Origin of the sequence: Desulfovibrio sp. 1188_IL3213 (genome assembly GCF_036763145.1) — a bacterium.
Lineage (GTDB): Bacteria > Desulfobacterota > Desulfovibrionia > Desulfovibrionales > Desulfovibrionaceae > Desulfovibrio.
In genome coordinates, this window is record NZ_JBAIYR010000017.1 from 1 (window position 1) to 19,901 (window position 19,901).

Sequence of the window (19,901 nt, forward strand, 5' to 3'; positions counted from 1 at the left end):
GCGACCACGACGGCCGCGCCCGCCCTGGCAAACGCGATGGACGTCGTGCGGCCGATTCCTGATCCGGCTCCGGTGACCAGCGCCACCTGCCCGGTAAAGTCTATGTTCATGGTAATCTCCTTGCGATTTTTCCCTTGCGGGCAGTTTCATAATGTCCGGATAGATATAGGCCGCCGGAGCGGCCCTTTATAGATACGGAATTATCCAATTTTTGTATGTTCCTGCCAGACCCGGCGGAAAAAATTCATTTCAATCAAGAATGGTTGAACATAGCAGAGCGTAAGGGCGGGGCCGCATGTTCCAAGGTTATCTTAGTACCAGTCGTGTTTTTCGTTCCGGTCGAGAGCGTTGATTGCGGCCATGTCCTTTTCCGAAAGCGTGAAATCGAAGATGCCCAGATTCTCCCTGATATGGGTGGGATTGCTCGAGCCGGGGATGACGGCCACGCTCTTTTGCAGGTTCCAGCGGAGAATGACCTGGACCAGGGATTTGCCGTGCACCCGGGCGATCCCTGCCAGCGTCGGGTCATTGAGCAGTTCCTTGTTGTACCCCCTGCCGCCCAGCGGATACCAGCCCTGCACAACGATTCCCTTGCTCTGGATGTACGGGGTCACGTCGTTGTCCTGGTAATAGGGGTGTATCTCGTTTTGCACCAGGGCCGGGGTGATGGAAACTTGCGGCAGGAATTTGTCCAGCTCCGCGACGTAGTAGCAGGACAGGCCAATGGAACGGACCTTGCCGTCCCGCACGGCCCGTTCCATCGCCTTGTAGGCAGCCACGTCATGCTCGCCCGGATGGTGGAGCAGCAGGAGGTCGATGTATCCCAGATCCAGTTTTTGCAGCGCTTCGTCGATGGCCGCGTCCGCGTTGGCGTATTGACTCGGATATAGCTTCGTAGTGACAAAAACTTCTTCCCGCGGCACGCCGGATTCCCTGACACCCTGCCCGACGCTCGCCTCGTTGTGGTATATGAACGCCGTGTCGATCAGGCGGCCGCCGGCTTTCAGGTGTTCTGAAACCGACCGCGCGCAGACGCCGCCCTGCAGGCTGTAAGTACCCAGGCCCACGATGGGCATGGCATGGCCGCTGTTGAGCAGAACCGTTCTGTTGTTCAAGTCGAAGTTGCTCGTGCCGCGGGCTCTGTTCGCGGTCAGCCGCAGACCCTGTAGCCATTCGTTGACTGCTTCGCGCGACGCCTGCCCGGAGAAGCGTATACCCGGTTTCCAGTTCGCAGAAGGAGCGAACCTGTGCAGGTTGGTGTCGCTGGAACCGAGCGGGCTGCTGTGCGAGGTCGTGAACGGCACGACGGTTTTACCGCCCAGGTCGTGGCTTTCGAGGAAAGTCAGGATGACTTTGGGCGCCTGGCCCCACCAGGTGGGGTAGCCGATGAAGATGACGTCATAGTTTTGCATGCCCTGCACCGAGCCGGAAAGCGCGGGACGGGCGGAAGCGTCGTTCTGCTCCCTGGACGAACGCGAGGAAGAGTTCCGGTAGTCCAGGTCGGCGGACGTATAGGGCGTTTCAGGCGTAATTTTGTAGAGCGTGGCGCCGGTTTGCTCCGCTATCAGCCCGGCGACCCGCTCTGTGTTTCCGGAGCAGGAAAAATAGGCGACCAGAACACGGTTGCCTGATGCGGAAGTGGTCTTCGGTTGGTTGGACATTGATGGCTCCTGGTTTGCCACCGCGGGGCTCGCCAGTGCAGCCAGCAGCAGTATGAATGAAACCATAAACAGGAAATTACGAGTCATAACTGAAATCCTTCATAGTGTTATAAGATCATACTCGGAGCTGCCCATGCCCAACTCCTTCATATAGGTGAGCTGCCTCAAGCCACTACGGGATTCAATGCGCTCCACCAGAGCGTGTCGCTCTGCTTCCGGAAGGGCGTACACCAGGTCGACGGAAGCCTGGTCTATAGCCAAGAGGTCGGTAGAGGCGAGAATGCCGAGGTCCGGGGTGACCACGGGCGCGGCGTCAGTTCCCGCGCAGTCGCAGTCAACCGACATGTTGCGCAGTACGTTGATGTAAACAATGCGCGGGCCAAAGTGGTCTATTATCGCTTTGGCGGATTCAGCCATGTGTTCCATAAAGCGCTCTCCGGAGAATCCCCACATGTTATTACCTTGCTGGTGGAGTTGCTTTTTCCCGACTTTTCCGGACGCGCAGCCGATGGCGATGTTCTTCATGGACCCGCCGAATCCTCCCATGGTGTGCCCCTTGAAGTGGGTGAGCACCAGCATGGAGTTGTAGTTCAGAATATTCCTGCCCATGGCGACTTCCTTGAACCATTTGCCGCCGTTAATGGGAAGGTTCACGTCGCCGTCCGCGTCCAGTATGTCCACCGTGCAAAAGTCCCAGCCGTTCGTTCGCAGAGTTTCCCGGTGACCTTCGGTTGTTTTGCGCGGGCTGTCGTAGAAAACGTTCGTTTCGACGACCGTTCCGTCAGGTATTTCCGGCAGCAACTCCTTGACCCAGGAAACCGGCACAATATTCGGTCCGTGAGGCTCGCCCGTATGCAACTTGACGGCCACCTTGCCTGTCAAAGGCCCGCTGACCTGGCGATACATTTTTTGCAGGCTCTCCGCGCTGAGGTCTTTGGTAAAAAACACCTTGGCCTTGCCTGAAGCCGGGGCTGCGTTATTGTTCCCATGCACGGCCGCGAAAACAGGATCCGCTTTGAGCAGCACGCCGGCGGCAGCGATGGCTCCGACCGCGGTAGCTCCTCCTTTCAGGAATGTGCGTCTTGAGAGATTCTTTTTCATTATATGCTCCTTTGGATGGACTTTCCCCGCGGCACATGCGGCAGGCGGAGGAAGGGAGGTTATGTGGTAAAATATCCATCCGGAGCGCAATAACGAATATCCAATTTTATCTTATTTTTGCATATTCCTGCCACCGCATTCCCCTTTTGCTCAAATTAGGGCAGGATTATGCAAATAAAACTGGAGCACAAGATGGAACAGACTACGAACGTCCAGTGGGCAGAAGACAACGTCGCCATTCTCGGCGAACGCCTTACGGAAGCGGTATCCCGCATGACCAGCGAGGACGGCAAAGTCCAGACGCAGGTCCAGGGATTGTCGCTGACCCGGTGGAACGACACCAGCAGGACGGACGTCTGTTTCTACGCGCCGGCCATCGGCCTGATCGTGCAGGGGAAGAAGGAATCGCTCATCGGCAACGAAGTGTTCCGCTACGGCGCCATGGACAGCCTGGTCAACGGCGTGGACATGCCGAGCACCAGCAGAATTCTCGACGCCACCCCGGAACGGCCTTTGCTCGCGGTTTCCCTGGAAATCGACCGTGCGGTCGCAACGGAGCTTTCCGCGCAGATTCCGCCGATTCCCGGGTTCGTGGATCCGCTCGGCGTTTCCATCGCCCAGGTCAACCAGGGCGTTCTGGACGCCTTCACCCGGCTGGTGGAACTCCTCGAACACCCCCAGCATCTGGCCTTGCGCGCGCCCCTGCTCATTCGCGAAATCATTACACGGGTGCTCATGAGTCCGCAGGGAGCCTCGCTCCGGAAAATTTACACCGTCGGCTCGCACAGCAACCAGGTGGCCGCGGCCGTGACCTGGCTGCGGGAAAATTACGTGCAGCCGCTCCGGGTGGAGGAACTGGCGGACCGGGTGAGCATGGCGACCTCGACTTTTCACCGCCAGTTTAAAAAGGTCACCTCGGTCAGCCCCATCCAATACCAGAAATATCTGCGGCTCTATGAGGCCCAGCGCCTGATGCTGGCGGAAGGAATGGACGCCAACAACGCCGGCCGCGCAGTAGGATATGAAAACATCCAGCAATTCAGTCGCGAATACAAACGCATGTTCGGAGAGCCACCACACCGCGATATCAAACGAATCAGGAAAGAACATTTTCCAGTTCAACACAAAATACCCTGATGCTGGAAGTGCTGCTACCGTTCCATTCCTTTTTTGCGCTCAACTGAGGGATTACAAATGATTTCATTCCCCTCAAGGTGGATTCCTTTACCCCACTTTTCCGCGCATATTGCAGAGCCAAGGTCTCCGCCTCTTTATTGTTTGCCGAAAAGGACAGCCTGTTGCCGCTGTCCCGGATAGCGCCGCCCGAAGGCAAGGCAAAGATGACGGCTCCGTTTTTGTCCACGCGGGAAGTGACACTGCTTTTGCCGCTGACCGAGACAACTTGTTCCATTCGTAAAATGGCCTGCAAACGGCGCTTGGCTTTTGCCGCCAAGCCCTCATGTTCCAGCACGGCGCGTTCCTTTTGTAGGTAATCTATTTTTACTGAACTATTCCCGTGCACTGACCAGTCCTTGGCCTGTGCGATGATTTCCGGCTCAACAAGATCGCGCCGGGAACGAAGCACGACCAGCGCGATCTCGTTTCCCTGTTCCGCCTTGTGCTGCAAAAAACTGTTCCAGGACGTGAACGGGACTTCCTGGAGCACATTGTTGCTCGGCTCCTGAAAAGATTGTTTTGCCTTTGCAATGGCTTCGGCTTCGTGCTTGCGGGCAAGTTGAATGAGTCTTCGCAGATTCTTCTTTGCGATGTTTTTGCGCTCCAGTTCCCGGCGCTTGGCTGCCCATTCTGTGATGGCGGCGAGCATGGCGTATTCCTGTTCCTTGACGGTTTGCAGCCTGGTTTTGCGCATTGCAATGGACGGCAAACAGGCGCTCTTTGAAGCAAAGGGCAAAACATTGCTCTCACAGGGCTGGAAAGTTCTGACTGCTGGTGATGCGGCCACTGAAGATACTGACGATTCAGCAGATCCGGAAAACCCCGTACCGGCCATGAAGCCGGGAACCCGCCCCACAGCTTTGTCCGGCATTGTGCTGACGAAAAAGACCAAGCCCGCCGCCCGTTTCACGGAAGCCAGTCTGATCCGAGAGCTGGAAAAGCGCGGCATTGGCCGTCCGTCCACTTATGCCGCCATCCTGGATACCATTATGAGCCGAGGTTATGTCAAAACCGAGAAACGCTTCCTGGTTCCTACGCCCGTGGGTGTCATGGTGGTCGATTCCCTGCACGGCAATTTCAGCTTTGTTGACTACGAGTTCACCCGCACGATGGAGCAGGCCTTGGACGATATTGCGGCAGGCAAGGCCGACTATCGCGCCGTGGTCGGCGAAGCCCATGCCCGCCTGGAGCAGGAACTCGAGGCCTTTGCCAAGGCCACGGGCAAGGGCTGCCCAAAATGCGGCAAGCCTATGGTGCGCCGGGTGAAAAAGCCCGGCAAAGACGGCAAGGGCGGTTATGACTTCTGGGGCTGCACCGGCTGGCCGGAATGCAAGGCATGAACTGAAACGAAGCTCTTCCGACAGGATCAGGCAGCTTTCAAGCAGGATCGTATCTTACCATAAGCCTGTGAAATCGACATATTGAGCTCATCAAAAAAGTGCTGCCGCCTGCAAATGAGAGCAGGCGGCAGTAAAAAAGGAGCTGGTATGATCAAGAATTTCGCAGTTGCTTCCGTGTTTGCCCTTATCGGCATGTGTTGGGTGGCCGCTTCCGCCTGGGCCTCATCCCAAAAATTTGAAACAACTTCCACGCCCCTGGCCTTGGGAAAGGGCGTCCACGTCCAAAAGGTAACTTTTCCCAACAAAGCAATAACCGTAGTCGGCAACCTTTTCACTCCGGCTGACTATGATTCTTCCAAGAAATACGCGGCCATTGTCATTACCCATCCTGGTGGCGGGGTAAAGGAACAAACGGCGGGCCTGTATGCGGAGCGCCTTGCGCAAAAAGGCTTTATCACCCTGGCTTATGATGCTTCCTATCAGGGCGAAAGCGGAGGCGAGCCCCGCTTCATTGAAGATCCCGCTACCCGCGTGGAAGACATTCGCAGCGCCACTGATTTTCTTTCCAACCATCCAGCCGTGAAATCCGTAGGCGCTCTGGGCATCTGCGCTGGAGGCGGCTACACCGTACACGCCGCGCAGACCGAGGCCCGCATTAAGGCGGTTGCCACCATCAGCGCCGTTGATTCCGGGCGCACTCGCCGGGAAGGTATCGGCGGCACCATGACCGATGAAAGCCGGAACAAGGTTCTGGAAGAAGTCGGCAGGCAGCGCACCATTTAGGCTGCCGGTGGCGATGTGCGATACATCGGCTATGTGGTCAACTCTCCAGACGAAATTCCGGCAAGCGCAGCTCCGAACTCTCTCTGGCGCGAGGGCTATGAGTATTACCGCACGGAGCGCGGAGCCCATCCCCGTTCCACGAACCGCTACCGGTTTACCAGCTTTGACAAAATGTTTGAGTACACCGCGTTCGACCATGTGGATTGGATCTCGCCCCGTCCGCTCCTGCTCATAGCTGGCAGCGCGGCGGATACTCTGTATTTGAGCCAGGACGCTTACAATATGGCGCGGGAACCCCGTGAACTCTTCATCATCAAAGGCGCAACCCACATCGACCTCTACGACAAAGAGCAGTATGTGCCGGGCGTTGTGGACAAGCTCACGGACTTTTACGGCAAACATCTGTAACCCCTAAAGGCCGGAACAAGCGGCGGGCACTTCGCCCCGTCTTTTGTTCCGGCCTTTGTCTATCAGCAAAATCCACCTTTGCAGGCGGTAAAGGCGCTTTCATGGCAACTCCTACAGCAATACATACGTCACACCCACACCCATTGTTTTCGGCTCTGGGGCCACTTGTCGGGACAATTCTGGTATCCTTTCTGGTCATTGGTCTGGCCATGCCGGTTATCCCGCTGCACGTCCATGAAGACCTTGGCCTGCCGACCCTCTATGTAGGGCTGGTAGCGGGCGCTCAGTTCGGCGCGTCTTTTCTTTCCCGCTTCTGGGCCGGTGTCTACGCCGACACGAAAGGCGCGAAACGCTCTATGATGCTGGGGCTTGTCCTGGCCGCGCTGGCAGGAGGTTTGTATTACCTCTCACTGTTTTTTATGCGCAGTCCGTACCTTTCCATGACCGTTCTTTTATTCGGCAGAGCCGTTCTCGGTGCGGGAGAAAGTTTCATCATCACCGGGGCTTCAACCTGGGGCATCATCCGGGCCGGAGCAAACAACACAGGCATGGTTCTCTCCTGGGTGGGAACGGCCATGTATATTGCCTATGCGGTGGGCGCTCCCCTTGGCACCATGTTGTTTTCCTCCATCGGCTTTCAGGCCATATCGCTGGCTACCTTTGCGCTCCCGCTTCTTGCCATGGTGTTTATTGCGCCTCTGCCTGCCGCGTTGCCGATTGCCAAAACGCGGGCTTCACTGAACAGCGTACTCCGTGCCGTGTGGGTGCCGGGAGTGGGCCTAGCCTTCAGCAGCGTGGGGTTTGGAGCCATTACGACCTTTATTGTGTTGTTATTCGCACAGCATGGGTGGGATCAAGCCTGGCTGGCCTTTTCGCTGCTCAGCATATTTTTCATGCTTGGCCGTGTCTGTTTCGGGCATCTGCCGGACAAGATAGGCGGGGCCAAGGTGGCGTTGACCTGCCTTATCATTGAGGCGTCCGGGCAAGCCTGCATCTGGCTCGCGCCCGACTCTCTTCTTGCCTTCATCGGGGCGGCGTTGACCGGCCTTGGCTATTCCCTGGTGTACCCCGGCCTGGGAGTAGAAGCCGTACAGGCAGCCGCGCCGGAACAACGCGGCGTGGCCATGGGCGCATATACGGCTTTTCTGGATCTGGCGCTGGGCATTTCCGGGCCTGCGCTTGGACTCATTGCAGGGATATCAAGCGTCAGCATGATTTACGGCGTGAGTACCATGACTGTGCTTTGTTCAGGCTTAGTTGCTTATCGCATAATGATAAACAGGTGAGAGAATCAGGCAGTATAGAGGCAGGATCGTATCTTCAAACATGGCGGCTGAATGCCTATGCTGTAAGCACCAATAGGAGTTTTCTGATTTCAGGTAATTTTCAAAAAAGAGAAATGAGGAGTTTTTCATGCACACTATAAAAATAAGCCTATTCGCCATGGCAATAATCCTGCTCATGTGTTTGACGGCGTTTGCCCAGCAAGGCGATTCTCAAGAAAAGAGCACGAAAATAGCTCTGACCATTGAAGGTAGCACCTACTCCGCTGTTCTTTACGACAATGCCGCTGCCAAAGATCTCATAGCGAAACTTCCGCTCACGGTGTCACTGAATCGCGGCAACCGGGATTATTGCGGAGACATATCACCCCTGCAATACAGCCGGGAACAGGTACAAAAAGGGTATCGCAACGGCGAGTTGGCTTATTGGATACCCGGACAGGATTTCGTCATTTTCATTGAAAAAGAAGAAACCGGCGCGAGTGTGGACGGGGTAGTGGTGCTCGGCGCTATGACTTCCGACATCCAGCCGCTGTTCAGCCTTGGCCGTTCCATCCAGGTGCGTATCGCGCCGGCGGAGCAATAAGGAGTCGGCATGATACGCCGAAAATCGCTTTCCATAGCCGTCAAGCTGGGCATTGATCTGGCCATGCTCGTTTTGTTCCTGGCCAGCCTGGGCTTCCGGCTCACGGAAGAAAAAACTCACGAATGGTTGGGCATGGCGCTGTTTACCCTGTTCGCCGTGCTTACCTGGATCAACCGCCGCTGGTATACGAATCTTTTTAAAGGAAAATATACCCTCCGCCGCCTTGTGAATACTGCGGTGAACCTTTCACTGCTTGGCTTGATGTTGCTCCTGGCCGCAGGCGGCATGATGAACTCCCGTTTTGTTCTTTCCTTCCTGGAACTGAAAGGCGGAATGCAGTACCGCGAATGGCACACCCTTGCTGCTTACTGGGGGCTGGTGATTATAGGCATTCATACTGGAATGCACTGGAGCATGATCAGCGGATTTGTGCGCAAGATGACAGGGAACGCACTTTTGCATCCCGTGACACTCACCGCCTTGCGAATCCTTGCGTTTACGGTTCTTGCTTTCGGCATCTGGGCCTCGTTTGATCGGGAAATGGGAGCCAAGCTGTTCCTTGGATTCGGGTTTGATTATTGGGATATGGAACGTCCAGCCGTTTTGTTCTATGCCAGCGCCTTTTCCATCATGGCACTGTATGCATTCATAACGCACCTCGTTATGCGTCTGGCTGGGAAACTTGTGGATACAGCCATACCCCTGGCTGCCAGCCGACCTGGCCGTCAACTGTAGGGCAAACAGAAACAATACCGGCTGTCGTTTCTGAGGCGGCAGCATAAGGAGATTACAATGTTCAAAGCAATTCTACTCGCAATAGCGTTCATGGCTGTACTTCCATTCAGCGCAAACGCTGCCGAAGCCCGCGAAATCAAGGTCAAAGTTACCGCCGGCGAGCATGTGCTGACCGCAACATTCCTGAACAACGCGACTACCAGAGCTTTGGTCGCCAAATTCCCGCTCACGATACCGATGATGGATCTGTACTCGCGTGAAATGTGCTACCGCTTCCCGGATGCGCTGCCTGCAAACGAAGCAGGTACCAGCGGTTACGAAGTAGGCGACATTGTGTATTGGACGCCACGGCACAGCTTTGTGATCATGTACGAGCAGAACGGCGAGCGGATCAGCAGCTTGCAGAAAATTGGCCGTATCGACGGAGTAGAAATATTCAGGCGAACCGGCGACATAAATGTCACCTTTGAGCTGATGGATAAGTAGGCCCGCATAAAAACAGGGAGGACACAAGCATGAAATTACTCTTATACGGCCTGCTGCTTTTGGGCTGCGTCACTGTGCCTGGAATGGTGCCCGGTAAAGTGTTGGCCGCTGAAGCCGGAAAGCCAAAGGTGCTGGTGGTTTTTTATTCCAAGTCCGGCAATACGGAAGCTGTGGCCAGGATGATCCAGGCTAAAACAGGCGGTGACATATATAAAATTGAAACCGTCAAAACATATACGCGAGAACGTCCGGCTGCTGCGGATATTCCCAAGGAAGAACTGGAAACCGGCAACCTGCCTGAACTCAAAGGGGAATTCCCGGACATAAGCCGATACGATGTGGTGATCATCGGGAGCCCCATCTGGTGGTACACGGCGGCAACGCCTGTAATGACCTTTTTGCGCGATATTGATTTCCAGGGAAAGACGGTTGCCGGGTTTTACACATATGCGGGTGACGGAAGGCGGTTTGACGGCGATCTGCGCAACCGGGCGAAAAATGCCCGTGTCATGGAAAGCATCGGCTTTCGCGGCACCTATGATAATGGTCGAGGGGAAGAGCCGGACGGGCGGGCCTACCAGGAGGAGCGTAAAGAGGCGGTTGGCAGGCAACTTGATGCCTGGCTTGGCAAAATTCTCTGACAGACTACAGTGACCAACAAAAAAGGGTTGCCCGGTGGCAACCCTTTTTTGTTGGTCAGGCTGGTTATGCCTGTAAGGCTTCGGCCTCCATCTGCGGACGTAGGCGTGATGTATCGCGGCGAGGCGGCGCTCCGAATTCCCGCTTGTATTCGCGGATGAACTGCGTGGAGCTTTCATACCCCACGGCATAGGCGGCATTGTTGACATCGTGGCTGTCGAACAGCATCAACCGTTTAGCTTCATAAAGACGCAGTTGCTTCTGAAACTGCAATGGGCTCCGGTCAGTGACCTCTTTAAAATGCCTATGGAAAGTGGACGTAGCCATGTTGACCATTTGCGCCAGTACATCAACCCGTAATGGTTCTTTGTAGTTCTCGCGCAGCCAGGTGATAGCGCGGGCGATCTGGTTTGTCCGGGTGCCGTTGGTGCAGACTGTGCGTAGCCATTCACCCTGCGGACCTGCCAAAAGCCGATGATGAATTTCGCGTATGAACAGCGGGGCCATTACCGGAATTTCTTCCGGCTCATCAAGAAGGTTGATCAGCCGCAAAAAGGCGGCAACCACCTTTGGATCTGCCTCTGCCACGGCAACCACTTTGTGCGGGCCGCTGTATCTCTGCACAGGCGGCGTTTCAGCGGCCAGTTGCGCGATCAATTCCCTGTCCAAATGCAATGCCACGGCTAGAAAGTGTTCGCCGGGTGAATCTGGGGAAACAGGCAGAATACGGCTTGAAGTCGGCATGTCGATGCCTGTTATCAGGCAATGCCCCTCACCGTATTGGTAGCTTTGACTGCCAATGACCGAATGCTTGAAACCCTGCACAGTCAGTCCGATAAGCGGGATATCGAAAATATTGACCACTTCATTATTCTGAGCCCGCCTCACCACCATAAAGCCGTCAATGGCTGTCTGGAGCCGTCCGGTTTCAGGCGTCCAGCGAAGAACCTGTTCTTTGAGCTGTTCGTTTATCCGGTCAACGCCGGTTGCGGGAACATTCATATTGCGAACCTCTCTGATAAGTGCTGCCGATTTTCATCATTTGGCAGGATTATCCATTTACAATTTAGCTATTTTTAGCATCTATCGCTTTTTATGAAAAGACCTCCGAGAGAAATAGGCAGCATTTCGGCAGAAACGGATATTCAGTTCCGGGTTTAGAGGCCCTACAGTGGGCATACGCAGACAAGGCTGGCCATATGGACATTACGAAAACAACATCACCAGGGAGATATTTATGAAAATGACGGCGCTACTTCTGGCTTTGGGAGTATTTTTTACCATGGGTGCATTCGTTGGCGAAGCCTCGTCGCAGCAGGCGGCAGGAGAGCAGGCAGTGGTGAAAGCTGGCTCCAAGCCGGAAAACAAGGCATCCAACAAAACTTTCACCGGAGATGTGAGTCATATCTCCATTCTTCCCGCCACGCCGGACGCCAATTTTGCGATGTCCACAGTCATCTTCCAGCCTGAAGCCCGTTCCTTCTGGCATACTCACCCCGCAGGGCAGCGTCTGATTGTTATCGAAGGATCAGGGCTTACCGGTACTGCGGACGGTAAAGTGGAAGTCATCAACAAGGGCGATGTGGTTGAATGTCCGGCAGGGGTTAAACACTGGCACGGCGCTTCACCAACCAGCGCCATGACGCACATTGCCATAACCCCCTTCAAAGACGGCAAGAAGGTGGAATGGATGGAAGAAGTCACAGACGAACAATACAGCAAACGGTAAGCGGGAGAAGATATGCGGAAAAAAATCGTAACCCTGGCGGGTGCCCTGGTGTTGCTTTTGGGATTCACAGCCATTTCGGAGGCGCAGACCGTGAACGCCAACACATTGAATGACAAACAAAAAGCTCTTGTCACCATTTCGGCCTTCACCGCCAATGGCGACCTTGAAAAACTCAAAACCTCTCTTAACGAAGGGCTCGATGCCGGACTGACGGTGAACGAGGTCAAGGAAGTTCTTATTCAGCTTTACGCCTATACAGGATTTCCGCGCAGCCTGAACGGCATCAACACCCTCATGGCTGTAATAGACGAGCGTGAGAAGAAGGGGATTAAAGACGAGCTTGGCAAAGAAGCAACGCCCATGCCCGCGAATTTCAACCGGGATCAATATGGTGCGGAAACTCGCGCCAAGATCGGCGGACGCCCGACCATCCCCCCGCCGAGCGGCTACCAACTTTTTGCTCCGGCCATAGACAGCTTTTTGAAAGAACATCTGTTTGCAGACATTTTCTACCGAGACAACCTTGATTGGCAGAGCCGGGAGCTTTCCACCATATCCGCTCTCGCCGCCATGAGCGGAACAGCAGGCCAGCTTCGCTTTCACATGGGCGGAGCCATGAATATGGGGCTGACCGAAGGGCAGATGAAAGATTTTGTCAGCGTCCTGGAAAAACGGGTTGGGAAAGGCGAAGCCGCAACCGCCGGGGAAACACTCAAAGCGGTATTGGCTGGACGCGCCAAATAAACGGTTCTGCGGCAGACGGAAGCTGCCCCTTGTAACAAAGATGGCAAGGGGCAGTTCAGGGTTTAACTACTTAACAAGCGAGCCGCGAAGTTCGCTTTTTTTTCACACCCCTAAATGGGAAAACAAATATAAATCAATAAGTAACAAGATATTTTAGCATGGCCGAATCGTAAATTTTTAACCAAAACATTTTAACAACAGGAACCAAATGGGGTTGCCATGGAGAAAACAGTTACAGTTTCTTCCCAAGAATTCAAACACACCGCCGCAAAGACAATCCGGTTGGCCTTCATGCTTTGCGAAAGCCGCGTACGAGCATGCAAAGGCAAAAAGCCGTGCCCTGAACTCAAAGCCTTATCCTCCGCCGCAGTGGCAATGGAAAACGCCATTGCCGTCTTTATCTCTCTCGAAAATCTTTGTGAATAACCCTTCATGTGTCCGCATAACTGTGGACACCTTTGCCCGACGATGTCACGGAATACATTGAAATGTTTTACAACAGACAACGTCGACAAGCGGCGCTCGGCTATCTTTCACCAGTGGCCTTTGCTCGTAAACTTCAAGAGGAGCAACTGGCCATGGCTGCATAGGTTGGCGTCCGAATTTGACGACCTATGTCAAGTTGAACTGGCGGCATTTTTAGGCATCCGCCAATCATCTATTTCCGATGCCAAAAAACGTAAGTCCATTCCGGCTGAGTGGTTGCTGACGCTCCTCCTGCGCAAGGGGATAAACCCGCAATGGGTTCTAACCGGAACCGGCCCGCGTTATCTTCAAGCCGCAGAGGTGACAAGGGGATTGCCGCAAGCCGGTTCTGTAGATCCCGTCAGCCTTCTAAAATTGTTCTCCCCGCATGAACTCGCGGCTGAGCTTGTGAACAGAGTACCTGATCCTGCGATGCCTGAATGCGCCTCAGTGCAGAGAAAAACGAGACGCCGCCTGATGTACCGCAAACCTCGCTGACGTTTTACCGTTCCATTCCTCGTTTGCGCTCAACAGCAGGCATGCGGGTGATTTCGTTCCCCTCCAGATATAATTCTTTTCCCCATTTTTTCCGCGCATATTGCAGAGCCAAGGTCTCCGCCTCTTTATTGTTTGCCGAAAAGGACAACCTGTTGCCGCTGTCCCGGATAGCGCCGCCCGAAGGCAAGGCAAAGATGACGGCTCCGTTTTTGTCCACGCGGGAAGAGACACTGCTTTTGCCGCTGGCCGAGGCGACTTGCTCCATTCGTAAAATGGCCTGCAACCGGCGCTTGGCTTTTGCCGCCAATCCCTCATGCTCCAGCACGGCGCGTTCCTTTTGTAGGTAATCTATTTTTACTGAACTATTCCCGTGCGCTGACCAGTCCTTGGCCTGTGCGATGATTTCCGGCTCAACAAGATCGCGCCGAGAACGAAGCACGGCCAGCGCAATCTCGTTTCCCTGCTCCGCTTTGTGCTGCAAGAAGCCGTTCCAGGATTTGAACGGGATTTCCTGACGCACGTTATTGCGGGGCTCCTGGAAAGACTGTTTTGCCCTGGCAATGGCTTCGGCTTCGTGCTTGCGGGTAAGTTGAATGAGTCTTCGCAGATTTTTCTTGGCAATGTTTTTCCGCTCCAACTCCCGGCGCTTGTCCGCCCATTCGGCACGGATAGCGGCGAGCGTGGCGTCTTCCTGCTCTTTGACGGTTTGCAGTCTGGTTTTTCGCACTGCAATGCCTGTCTGGTATTCGGCAAAGAGCTGGCCGCGCTCCGGAGAACGGTGCAAGGGAGCAGCGGCATAGCGTGTCCGCTCCTGGACATGCTCCATAGCCTGTGACGGCTGGTAGGAACCGAACTGAGCCTCCAGCCTCTTCATGGACAAACCCCTGTCCAGGCCGCTGGCCTTTATAGAGTGGCTGGTTTTTTTGCTGTGCCGGTCTTTGATGACCAGGCCATTGCCGTGCTTTTTTATCTCCATACCATGTCCGGCCAGGGCCGTGTGCAGATCCTGCCAGGACGTTGCGGCCTCCAGGGCGCGGAGTATCGCTTCCCGGTGCTCCTTGGCGTAGGAATCGAATGATTGCTGGCCGGTGTGGGCTTCCACAAGCTGCGCTTTGTCGTTGCCGCGCTGTCGATCTGAAGATGTGTGTTCAATGCCGTTATCAACCGTCAGGCCGAATTCACGTTCTATGGCCCGGCATACCTTGTCGCGTATCCAGAAATCCCGGAATTCCTTGTGGCAGGTGTATTTTTCCGGGTGGATCATGTTGTAGGCAACGTGCATGTGCAGGTTGCCCGTGTTTTTGTGAACGCCGCAATGGCGCTGATGGTCGGTATAGCCGAGAGCGGAGGCAAACCGCTCTTCAATGGTCTTGAAGACTTCCGGCGTCAGCTTGGCCTCGTCTTCCGGGCGGAAGCTGATCACCAGATGGTACGTCTTTGACGCAGCGCGGGTATTTCGCGCCTGCACGTCCAGGGCTTCCGCAATGCCTTCCGCGTAGTCCTCGCCGCCCAGCATGCCTGCGCACCAGTTCATCAGGCATTTCTCGCCGGATGGCCCGGCGGCGGCAATATACTCGGCAAGGCGGGCGTAATTGTCGTTTTTCGCCTCGATAAATACGCGCTTGCTGATCATCGTATGCGCTCGGCTGCGGCCTGCACGTCCCGTTGCCGGGCGTCCAGTTCATGCAGCAATTTGTGGACGATGTGCCGGTCGGCTCCGTTGGCCAGTGCCTGCTTGATCAGTCCGCCCAAGCGGCCCAGGTCGCCTTTCAGGCGGCGAAGCTCCAGCCGGGCCTCGTGATGCTCCAGGCTGGGCACGCTGAACCCCAAGCAGACTTTCTTACTGAAGGTCGAAAGTGACAATCCGGCCCGGTCGGCTGATGCTCGGATTTCGCCAAACTCCGCCGATGTCAGGTAGATTTTGAGGACGTGTTTTTTGCTGGGCATGTGGAGCCTCCTTTTTATTGGAGGCTCTCTGGCCTGCATAGTGCCGGTAGACGAGCCAGGCATATTGCCTGCCGCGCTCCGGGTCGGGCGAATGGTATTTGCCCACGGCTTGCCAGTTCAAGCCATGCCTGGCGATTTCTTCCGCCAGTATCCGCTTTCCCCAGGCTTCGTTCACGTCGGGATCGAGCAAGGAAAACGGATCAATGGAAAACCGCTTCATCCACCAGTTATTGATTTGCATTTTGCCTACATCAAAGCTCTTTCCGGCAGTCAGGGCTTCGCGGATCAGATTTTCCGCTTCTTCCCGTGTGGCCGGATAGTGCGACTTGCCTGCCACATTAACGGCCAGGGGATTCAGGCCGGATTCCTGCCGGGCGATGGCCTTGACCAGGGCGGAAGGCGGCTCCTCCGCAACAGCCTCTCCAAACGGAACGAACAAGGCGACCGCCAGTGCCAGAAGTCTTGTTTTCATGGGGTCAAACCTCTTGGGTTTTACGTTGAGCGGAACGCGAATAAGTCAGCCCCGCAGGGCAGGACGGGAGGGGAACACCCAAAAGGTGGGCCTACCTACCTTGTCCTGTCCTCCGAAGTGATTGCAGTATATCACGCGATGTTGAAAGTTTTTCGGATATACGCTGTGATTTCAGCATGTTTTAAGATATTGTAAGATGTTTTATGTTCGGTTGAAAACCGTTCATATTCCTGCAAACCCTTGCAACAGATTTCAAGGGATTTTATATAGGCGGCACAATGAATTCCGAAGACCACACTCCAGAGAAAATGCAGCGCCTTTTTGTGGCTGTGGAATTGCCTGATGCCGTTCGGGAAGCCCTTACGGCGTTGCAAAAGGGATTGTCCGGGATACGCTGGACTGCACCGGAAAATTTGCATCTGACCTTGCGCTTCATTGGCGAGGTGCCGGTGGCGCAAGCGGAAAGAATCCGGGCAGCGCTTGAAGAAGTTCAGACAAAGAGCTTTTCTTTATGCCTGAGCCAGCTTGGATTTTTCGATAGAAGGCCGCAGGCGATTCTCTGGGCCGGGATAGAGGCGTCACAAGAATTGCTCGCGTTGAAAGAACAGATTGACGCCACGCTTGCGGCACGGGCTGATCTGCGGCTTCCGCAAGGGCGTTTTTCGCCGCATATCACTTTGGGCAGAATGAAGAACGCTGACCGAAAGGCCTTGCGGGAACTTACGGCGCGGCAGTCCATTGCGGCCCAAACGCCGTTCCCAGTAAACGCATTCACGCTGTTCAGCAGCGTGCTGGCTCCCGAAGGAGCAAAGCACACGGTTGAAGCGCGGTACAGCCTTACCGCTGAATAATTATGAAAAATACAGTAGATATACGACCCGCCACAGAAGTGGACGTTTCCGACATCTTTACCGTGCGCTGCGCGGTCAAAGAGAACCACATGAGTCTCGAAGAACTTGCGGAACTGGACATCACCCCGCAGTCGGTGGCCGACATGATTACGGGCGGCGACTACATTGTGCCGGTGGCCGTGGCCGATGGCCGGATCGTCGGCTTTGCCATGGCGCAAGTATCCGAAGGCTACTTGTTCGCGCTGTTTGTGCATCCAGATTATGAAGGCAAAGGCATAGGCCGCGCCATTATGGAAGTGGTCGAATCCGAGCTTGCCAAACAAGGGGTGAAAGAAGCCTGGCTGGCCACCGGATCTGAGCCGGGGATACGCGCTCCCGGCTTTTACCGTCATCTCGGCTGGGTGGAATGCGGGGTCATGGATGACGGACAGTTGAAATTTCACAAGTTTATTACCCACAAAGAATGATGAAAAGCCGTTCGGGAGGAGCAGGCCGCCGGTTGACTTTAAAGGCAGGGCCGGTAATCTCGGCCATTATGATCACCAAAACGGAGGCGATGTATGGCCAAGGTACTGTTCATAACCAGCAGTTGGCGGAAAAGCAGCAATTCCTCGTGGCTTGCGGAAAGAGCGGCGGAAGCCGCACGGGAAACCGGGCATGAAGTGACAATAACGGACATCGCCAAGCTGAACATCGGGCCGTGCCGGGCCTGCATGGGCTGCCGGAAAACGAAGGATGGCCGATGTATTCTCAAAGATGACATGGGCCAGTTTTACCCCATACTGGAAGAAGCCGATGTGCTCGTATTCACGTCACCCGTATACTGGTTCAACCTTTGCGGGCAGATCAAGCAGTTCATTGACCGCTGTTATGCCCTGGGCGGAAAAGAGTTTCCTGACGGAACGAACTGTTTCAGCCGTAAAAAGATAGGACTGGTGCTCGCGCATGAAGGCGAAGATCCCTATGACTCCGGCGGCATCAATGCCATCCGCTCCATACAGGATACCTGCTCTTACCTGGGAGCGGCCTTTGCCGGGGCGCTGTACGGCTCTGCCAACGATGCGGGCGAAGCCGCCAAGAATCCCGCGTTGTTGAAGAAAGCTAAAGAGTATGGGTCGGCGTTGTAAGTTTACCCCTGGAAAGGCAACCTGTTTGATTGTTGCCTTTCTTCATTTTTGCCTTTTGGGGATTTATGCGCGACACCTAAGGCCAGACCTTGCGACACATATTTCGAGAGCAATGTGCGTGCACAGCTCTTGAAAAAGGAAACGTATGCCGGAACCGCTGAAAAACAGGTTTACTTACGAGTCGCTTCACGATCTGGCTCTGCGTATCAGTGCCGCATACTCTCCGTTTCCGGTTGATGATTTTGTCGCCGATATTATGGATGAAACATGGGATAGCTTGGAACTGAAAGCCCGCATGCGGCAAATCACCATCCATCTGGGCAGGCATTTGCCGCGCGATTATGAACAGGCCCTGGCGATCCTTGATAAAGTCATTGCGGGGTATCCCGCTGGTTTTGCCGACTTTACGCTCCTGTGCTTCCCGGATTTTGTTGAAGTCCACGGGCAGGACGCGGCTCATTGGGATGTGTCGATGGCCGCGCTCGAACGATATACCGCATACTCAACTGCCGAGTTTGCCGTGAGGCCGTTCATCATAAAGCATGAAGCGCGTATGATGGCGCAGATGGCTGCCTGGGCCGGGCACGACAATGAGCATGTCCGGCGGCTTGCCAGTGAGGGGTGCCGCCCGGCGCTGCCGTGGGGGCAGGCGCTCGTCAGCTTCAAAAAAGATCCGTTGCCGGTTCTTGCCATTTTGGAGCGACTGAAAAGCGATCCGTCGCTGTATGTCCGTAAAAGCGTGGCCAATAACCTTAACGATATTTCCAAAACGCATCCTGAGTTGATCGCAAAAATCACAAGAGACTGGTACGGCAAAAATGCACACACCGACTGGATTGTAAAGCATGGGTGCAGGACGCTTCTTAAAAAGGGTGACAGAAACGTGCTGAATATCTTTGGCTTTGCGGATGCCAACTCTGTGCACGTTGACGGCTTTGCGCTGCGTGCCGCATCTGTTCCCATTGGCGAGGCCATAAGCTTTTCCTTTACCATTGAGACAAAAAAGGTCGCCAGGGTGCGGCTGGAATACGGCATTGATTATATGAAGGCGAACGGCAAACGAAACCGCAAGATATTCCAGATCTCCGAGATTTCCTTACCGAAAAATGGAAAGAAGTCGTACACCAAAAGCCATTCTTTTGCGGAAGTAAGCACACGGAAACACTACCCCGGCACGCACTCCGTTACGCTGCTTGTAAACGGCGAGGAGCGAGGCACACTGGATTTTGAGGTATTGGCCGCAAAATAGCCTGTTGTTGCGCAGGCCACGGAGCCGTTTTCTTGTAACCGCCCGTCAGCGGCGGCGGTATTCCTGGCCGGGGCTGTAGCTCAAAGAATAGCCCAAAATCTCATTGGTTTGTCGCTGGGCCTCCTCAGGGGGTACGCCCCGGAGCACCAGTTCTCCCCATTTTCGATTCCAGGCGAGAGTGCGTTGTTCCCGGCTTTCGTCGGTTCGGGCAAAGGGCAGCCGAAAACCGTGTTTCGATGGCGATTTGAAGGAACCCCGCAAGCGGGTCATCAAGTCAGACAGCTTTTTGTTCATCTTCTGGGCTTTGCGGCGCAGGCGCTCCGAGGCCCGTGCCCGTTCCCGGTGCAGCATCGGGCCAAGTCCCAAAGCTTCAAAAAGGGCTTCCGTGACAATGCGGATGGCCCGGCAGCCGAAAAATGCGCCTTCCTCGTTCTGTTGCCGGGGCTGCTTCACTCGCATGAATCCGGTTTCTTTCAGCAGGGCAATGGCCCGTTCGCAGCGGCGTTGGCCGAGACCGGAATCCCGCACGATGGTGCGCATGTCGATGTCGATGAAGCCGCTGGCCGGGGTGGGTGCGCCGAGGCACATGGAGGCCAGATCCAGGTGCCGGAAAATGACTTC

General features: G+C 55.0%; 26 protein-coding genes. 17 read left to right on the forward strand and 9 right to left on the reverse strand.

All coding sequences use genetic code 11. The annotated features are described in order from the left end of the window. Positions 1 to 311: 311 nt before the first annotated feature. Positions 312 to 1,748, reverse strand: coding sequence for a flavodoxin (locus tag V6C16_RS02105; protein WP_333534429.1), 1,437 nt, complete (start codon positions 1,746 to 1,748; stop codon positions 312 to 314). Between the two features lie 12 nt (positions 1,749 to 1,760). Next, positions 1,761 to 2,762: a DUF362 domain-containing protein gene (locus tag V6C16_RS02110; protein WP_333534427.1), complete on the reverse strand. Its 1,002-nt coding sequence runs from the start codon at positions 2,760 to 2,762 to the stop codon at positions 1,761 to 1,763. Positions 2,763 to 2,954: 192 nt separating this feature from the next. Here V6C16_RS02110 and V6C16_RS02115 point away from each other — a divergent pair, with 192 nt between their 5' ends. Then, positions 2,955 to 3,899, forward strand: coding sequence for an AraC family transcriptional regulator (locus V6C16_RS02115; RefSeq protein ID WP_333534425.1), 945 nt, complete (start codon positions 2,955 to 2,957; stop codon positions 3,897 to 3,899). Here V6C16_RS02115 and V6C16_RS02120 read toward each other — a convergent pair. Beyond that, positions 3,859 to 4,389 carry a hypothetical protein gene (locus V6C16_RS02120; protein ID WP_333542745.1) on the reverse strand — a complete coding sequence of 177 codons (531 nt, stop codon included), beginning with the start codon at positions 4,387 to 4,389 and terminating at the stop codon, positions 3,859 to 3,861. The two genes, V6C16_RS02115 and V6C16_RS02120, sit on opposite strands and share 41 nt — an antisense overlap. Before the next feature lie 196 nt (positions 4,390 to 4,585). On the opposite strand from V6C16_RS02120, the gene V6C16_RS02125 reads away from it, so the two are divergent. The 8 genes from V6C16_RS02125 to V6C16_RS02160 all read left to right on the forward strand — a co-directional run bounded on the left by V6C16_RS02125 (position 4,586) and on the right by V6C16_RS02160 (position 10,200). Then, positions 4,586 to 5,278 (forward strand): DNA topoisomerase, encoded by a 693-nt coding sequence (locus V6C16_RS02125; RefSeq protein ID WP_333534423.1) that lies wholly within the window; start codon positions 4,586 to 4,588, stop codon positions 5,276 to 5,278. A gap of 147 nt (positions 5,279 to 5,425) precedes the next feature. Then, positions 5,426 to 6,061 (forward strand): alpha/beta hydrolase, encoded by a 636-nt coding sequence (locus V6C16_RS02130; protein WP_333534422.1) that lies wholly within the window; start codon positions 5,426 to 5,428, stop codon positions 6,059 to 6,061. Positions 6,062 to 6,076: 15 nt separating this feature from the next. After that, complete coding sequence (locus V6C16_RS02135; protein WP_333534420.1) at positions 6,077 to 6,469, forward strand: alpha/beta hydrolase; 393 nt, start codon at positions 6,077 to 6,079, stop codon at positions 6,467 to 6,469. Positions 6,470 to 6,570: 101 nt separating this feature from the next. After that, entirely contained in the window at positions 6,571 to 7,755 is a 1,185-nt protein-coding gene (locus tag V6C16_RS02140; RefSeq protein ID WP_333534418.1) for an arabinose transporter, read from the forward strand. Between the two features lie 127 nt (positions 7,756 to 7,882). Next, on the forward strand, positions 7,883 to 8,338 hold the full coding sequence (locus V6C16_RS02145; RefSeq protein WP_333534417.1) for a cyclophilin-like fold protein: 456 nt from the start codon (positions 7,883 to 7,885) through the stop codon (positions 8,336 to 8,338). A gap of 9 nt (positions 8,339 to 8,347) precedes the next feature. Further along, complete coding sequence (locus V6C16_RS02150; protein WP_333534416.1) at positions 8,348 to 9,073, forward strand: DUF4405 domain-containing protein; 726 nt, start codon at positions 8,348 to 8,350, stop codon at positions 9,071 to 9,073. A 57-nt stretch (positions 9,074 to 9,130) separates the two neighbouring features. Next, a complete protein-coding gene (locus tag V6C16_RS02155) occupies positions 9,131 to 9,559 on the forward strand; it encodes a cyclophilin-like fold protein (RefSeq protein WP_333534415.1) in 429 nt (142 codons plus the stop codon). A gap of 29 nt (positions 9,560 to 9,588) precedes the next feature. Beyond that, the gene (locus V6C16_RS02160; RefSeq protein WP_333534414.1) at positions 9,589 to 10,200 is read left to right on the forward strand and encodes a flavodoxin; all 612 of its coding nucleotides are present in this window, start codon (positions 9,589 to 9,591) and stop codon (positions 10,198 to 10,200) included. Positions 10,201 to 10,264: 64 nt separating this feature from the next. On the opposite strand, the gene V6C16_RS02165 is transcribed toward V6C16_RS02160, so the two are convergent. Then, positions 10,265 to 11,200 carry an AraC family transcriptional regulator gene (locus V6C16_RS02165; protein ID WP_333534413.1) on the reverse strand — a complete coding sequence of 312 codons (936 nt, stop codon included), beginning with the start codon at positions 11,198 to 11,200 and terminating at the stop codon, positions 10,265 to 10,267. A 235-nt stretch (positions 11,201 to 11,435) separates the two neighbouring features. On the opposite strand from V6C16_RS02165, the gene V6C16_RS02170 reads away from it, so the two are divergent. Both V6C16_RS02170 and V6C16_RS02175 read left to right on the forward strand, forming a co-directional pair. After that, on the forward strand, positions 11,436 to 11,927 hold the full coding sequence (locus V6C16_RS02170) for a (R)-mandelonitrile lyase (RefSeq protein ID WP_333534411.1): 492 nt from the start codon (positions 11,436 to 11,438) through the stop codon (positions 11,925 to 11,927). A gap of 12 nt (positions 11,928 to 11,939) precedes the next feature. Next, positions 11,940 to 12,671, forward strand: a complete 732-nt coding sequence (locus V6C16_RS02175) for a carboxymuconolactone decarboxylase family protein (protein ID WP_333534410.1) — start codon at positions 11,940 to 11,942, stop codon at positions 12,669 to 12,671. 191 nt (positions 12,672 to 12,862) lie between these two features. Here the strand turns inward: V6C16_RS02175 and V6C16_RS02180 are convergent, their stop codons facing one another. Continuing rightward, the gene (locus V6C16_RS02180; RefSeq protein ID WP_333534409.1) at positions 12,863 to 13,105 is read right to left on the reverse strand and encodes a hypothetical protein; all 243 of its coding nucleotides are present in this window, start codon (positions 13,103 to 13,105) and stop codon (positions 12,863 to 12,865) included. 24 nt (positions 13,106 to 13,129) lie between these two features. Here V6C16_RS02180 and V6C16_RS14945 point away from each other — a divergent pair, with 24 nt between their 5' ends. Then, complete coding sequence (locus V6C16_RS14945; protein ID WP_442886169.1) at positions 13,130 to 13,261, forward strand: IS3 family transposase; 132 nt, start codon at positions 13,130 to 13,132, stop codon at positions 13,259 to 13,261. A gap of 1 nt (position 13,262) precedes the next feature. Then, positions 13,263 to 13,634 (forward strand): helix-turn-helix domain-containing protein, encoded by a 372-nt coding sequence (locus V6C16_RS02185; protein WP_333534408.1) that lies wholly within the window; start codon positions 13,263 to 13,265, stop codon positions 13,632 to 13,634. Positions 13,635 to 13,638: 4 nt separating this feature from the next. On the opposite strand, the gene traI is transcribed toward V6C16_RS02185, so the two are convergent. Genes traI through V6C16_RS02200 form a run of 3 tightly spaced genes read right to left on the reverse strand, consistent with a single transcriptional unit; the run spans position 13,639 to position 16,053 of the window. Beyond that, positions 13,639 to 15,267: a TraI/MobA(P) family conjugative relaxase gene (gene traI / locus V6C16_RS02190; RefSeq protein WP_333534406.1), complete on the reverse strand. Its 1,629-nt coding sequence runs from the start codon at positions 15,265 to 15,267 to the stop codon at positions 13,639 to 13,641. After that, entirely contained in the window at positions 15,264 to 15,581 is a 318-nt protein-coding gene (locus tag V6C16_RS14950) for a plasmid mobilization protein (protein WP_442886170.1), read from the reverse strand. The genes traI and V6C16_RS14950 overlap by 4 nt, the downstream gene beginning before the upstream one ends. Continuing rightward, positions 15,475 to 16,053 carry a lytic transglycosylase domain-containing protein gene (locus tag V6C16_RS02200; protein WP_333534403.1) on the reverse strand — a complete coding sequence of 193 codons (579 nt, stop codon included), beginning with the start codon at positions 16,051 to 16,053 and terminating at the stop codon, positions 15,475 to 15,477. The genes V6C16_RS14950 and V6C16_RS02200 overlap by 107 nt, the downstream gene beginning before the upstream one ends. A gap of 278 nt (positions 16,054 to 16,331) precedes the next feature. Here V6C16_RS02200 and thpR point away from each other — a divergent pair, with 278 nt between their 5' ends. From thpR to V6C16_RS02220, 4 genes are all read left to right on the forward strand, one after another. Beyond that, the gene (thpR, locus tag V6C16_RS02205) at positions 16,332 to 16,904 is read left to right on the forward strand and encodes an RNA 2',3'-cyclic phosphodiesterase (RefSeq protein ID WP_333534402.1); all 573 of its coding nucleotides are present in this window, start codon (positions 16,332 to 16,334) and stop codon (positions 16,902 to 16,904) included. A gap of 2 nt (positions 16,905 to 16,906) precedes the next feature. Beyond that, positions 16,907 to 17,371, forward strand: coding sequence for a GNAT family N-acetyltransferase (locus V6C16_RS02210; protein ID WP_333534400.1), 465 nt, complete (start codon positions 16,907 to 16,909; stop codon positions 17,369 to 17,371). 93 nt (positions 17,372 to 17,464) lie between these two features. Next, the gene (locus tag V6C16_RS02215; protein WP_333534399.1) at positions 17,465 to 18,031 is read left to right on the forward strand and encodes a flavodoxin family protein; all 567 of its coding nucleotides are present in this window, start codon (positions 17,465 to 17,467) and stop codon (positions 18,029 to 18,031) included. A 145-nt stretch (positions 18,032 to 18,176) separates the two neighbouring features. Next, positions 18,177 to 19,280: a DNA alkylation repair protein gene (locus V6C16_RS02220; protein WP_333534398.1), complete on the forward strand. Its 1,104-nt coding sequence runs from the start codon at positions 18,177 to 18,179 to the stop codon at positions 19,278 to 19,280. Positions 19,281 to 19,325: 45 nt separating this feature from the next. Here the strand turns inward: V6C16_RS02220 and V6C16_RS02225 are convergent. Then, a partial coding sequence (locus tag V6C16_RS02225; RefSeq protein WP_333542747.1) for a hypothetical protein occupies positions 19,326 to 19,901 on the reverse strand: 576 nt, incomplete at its 5' end.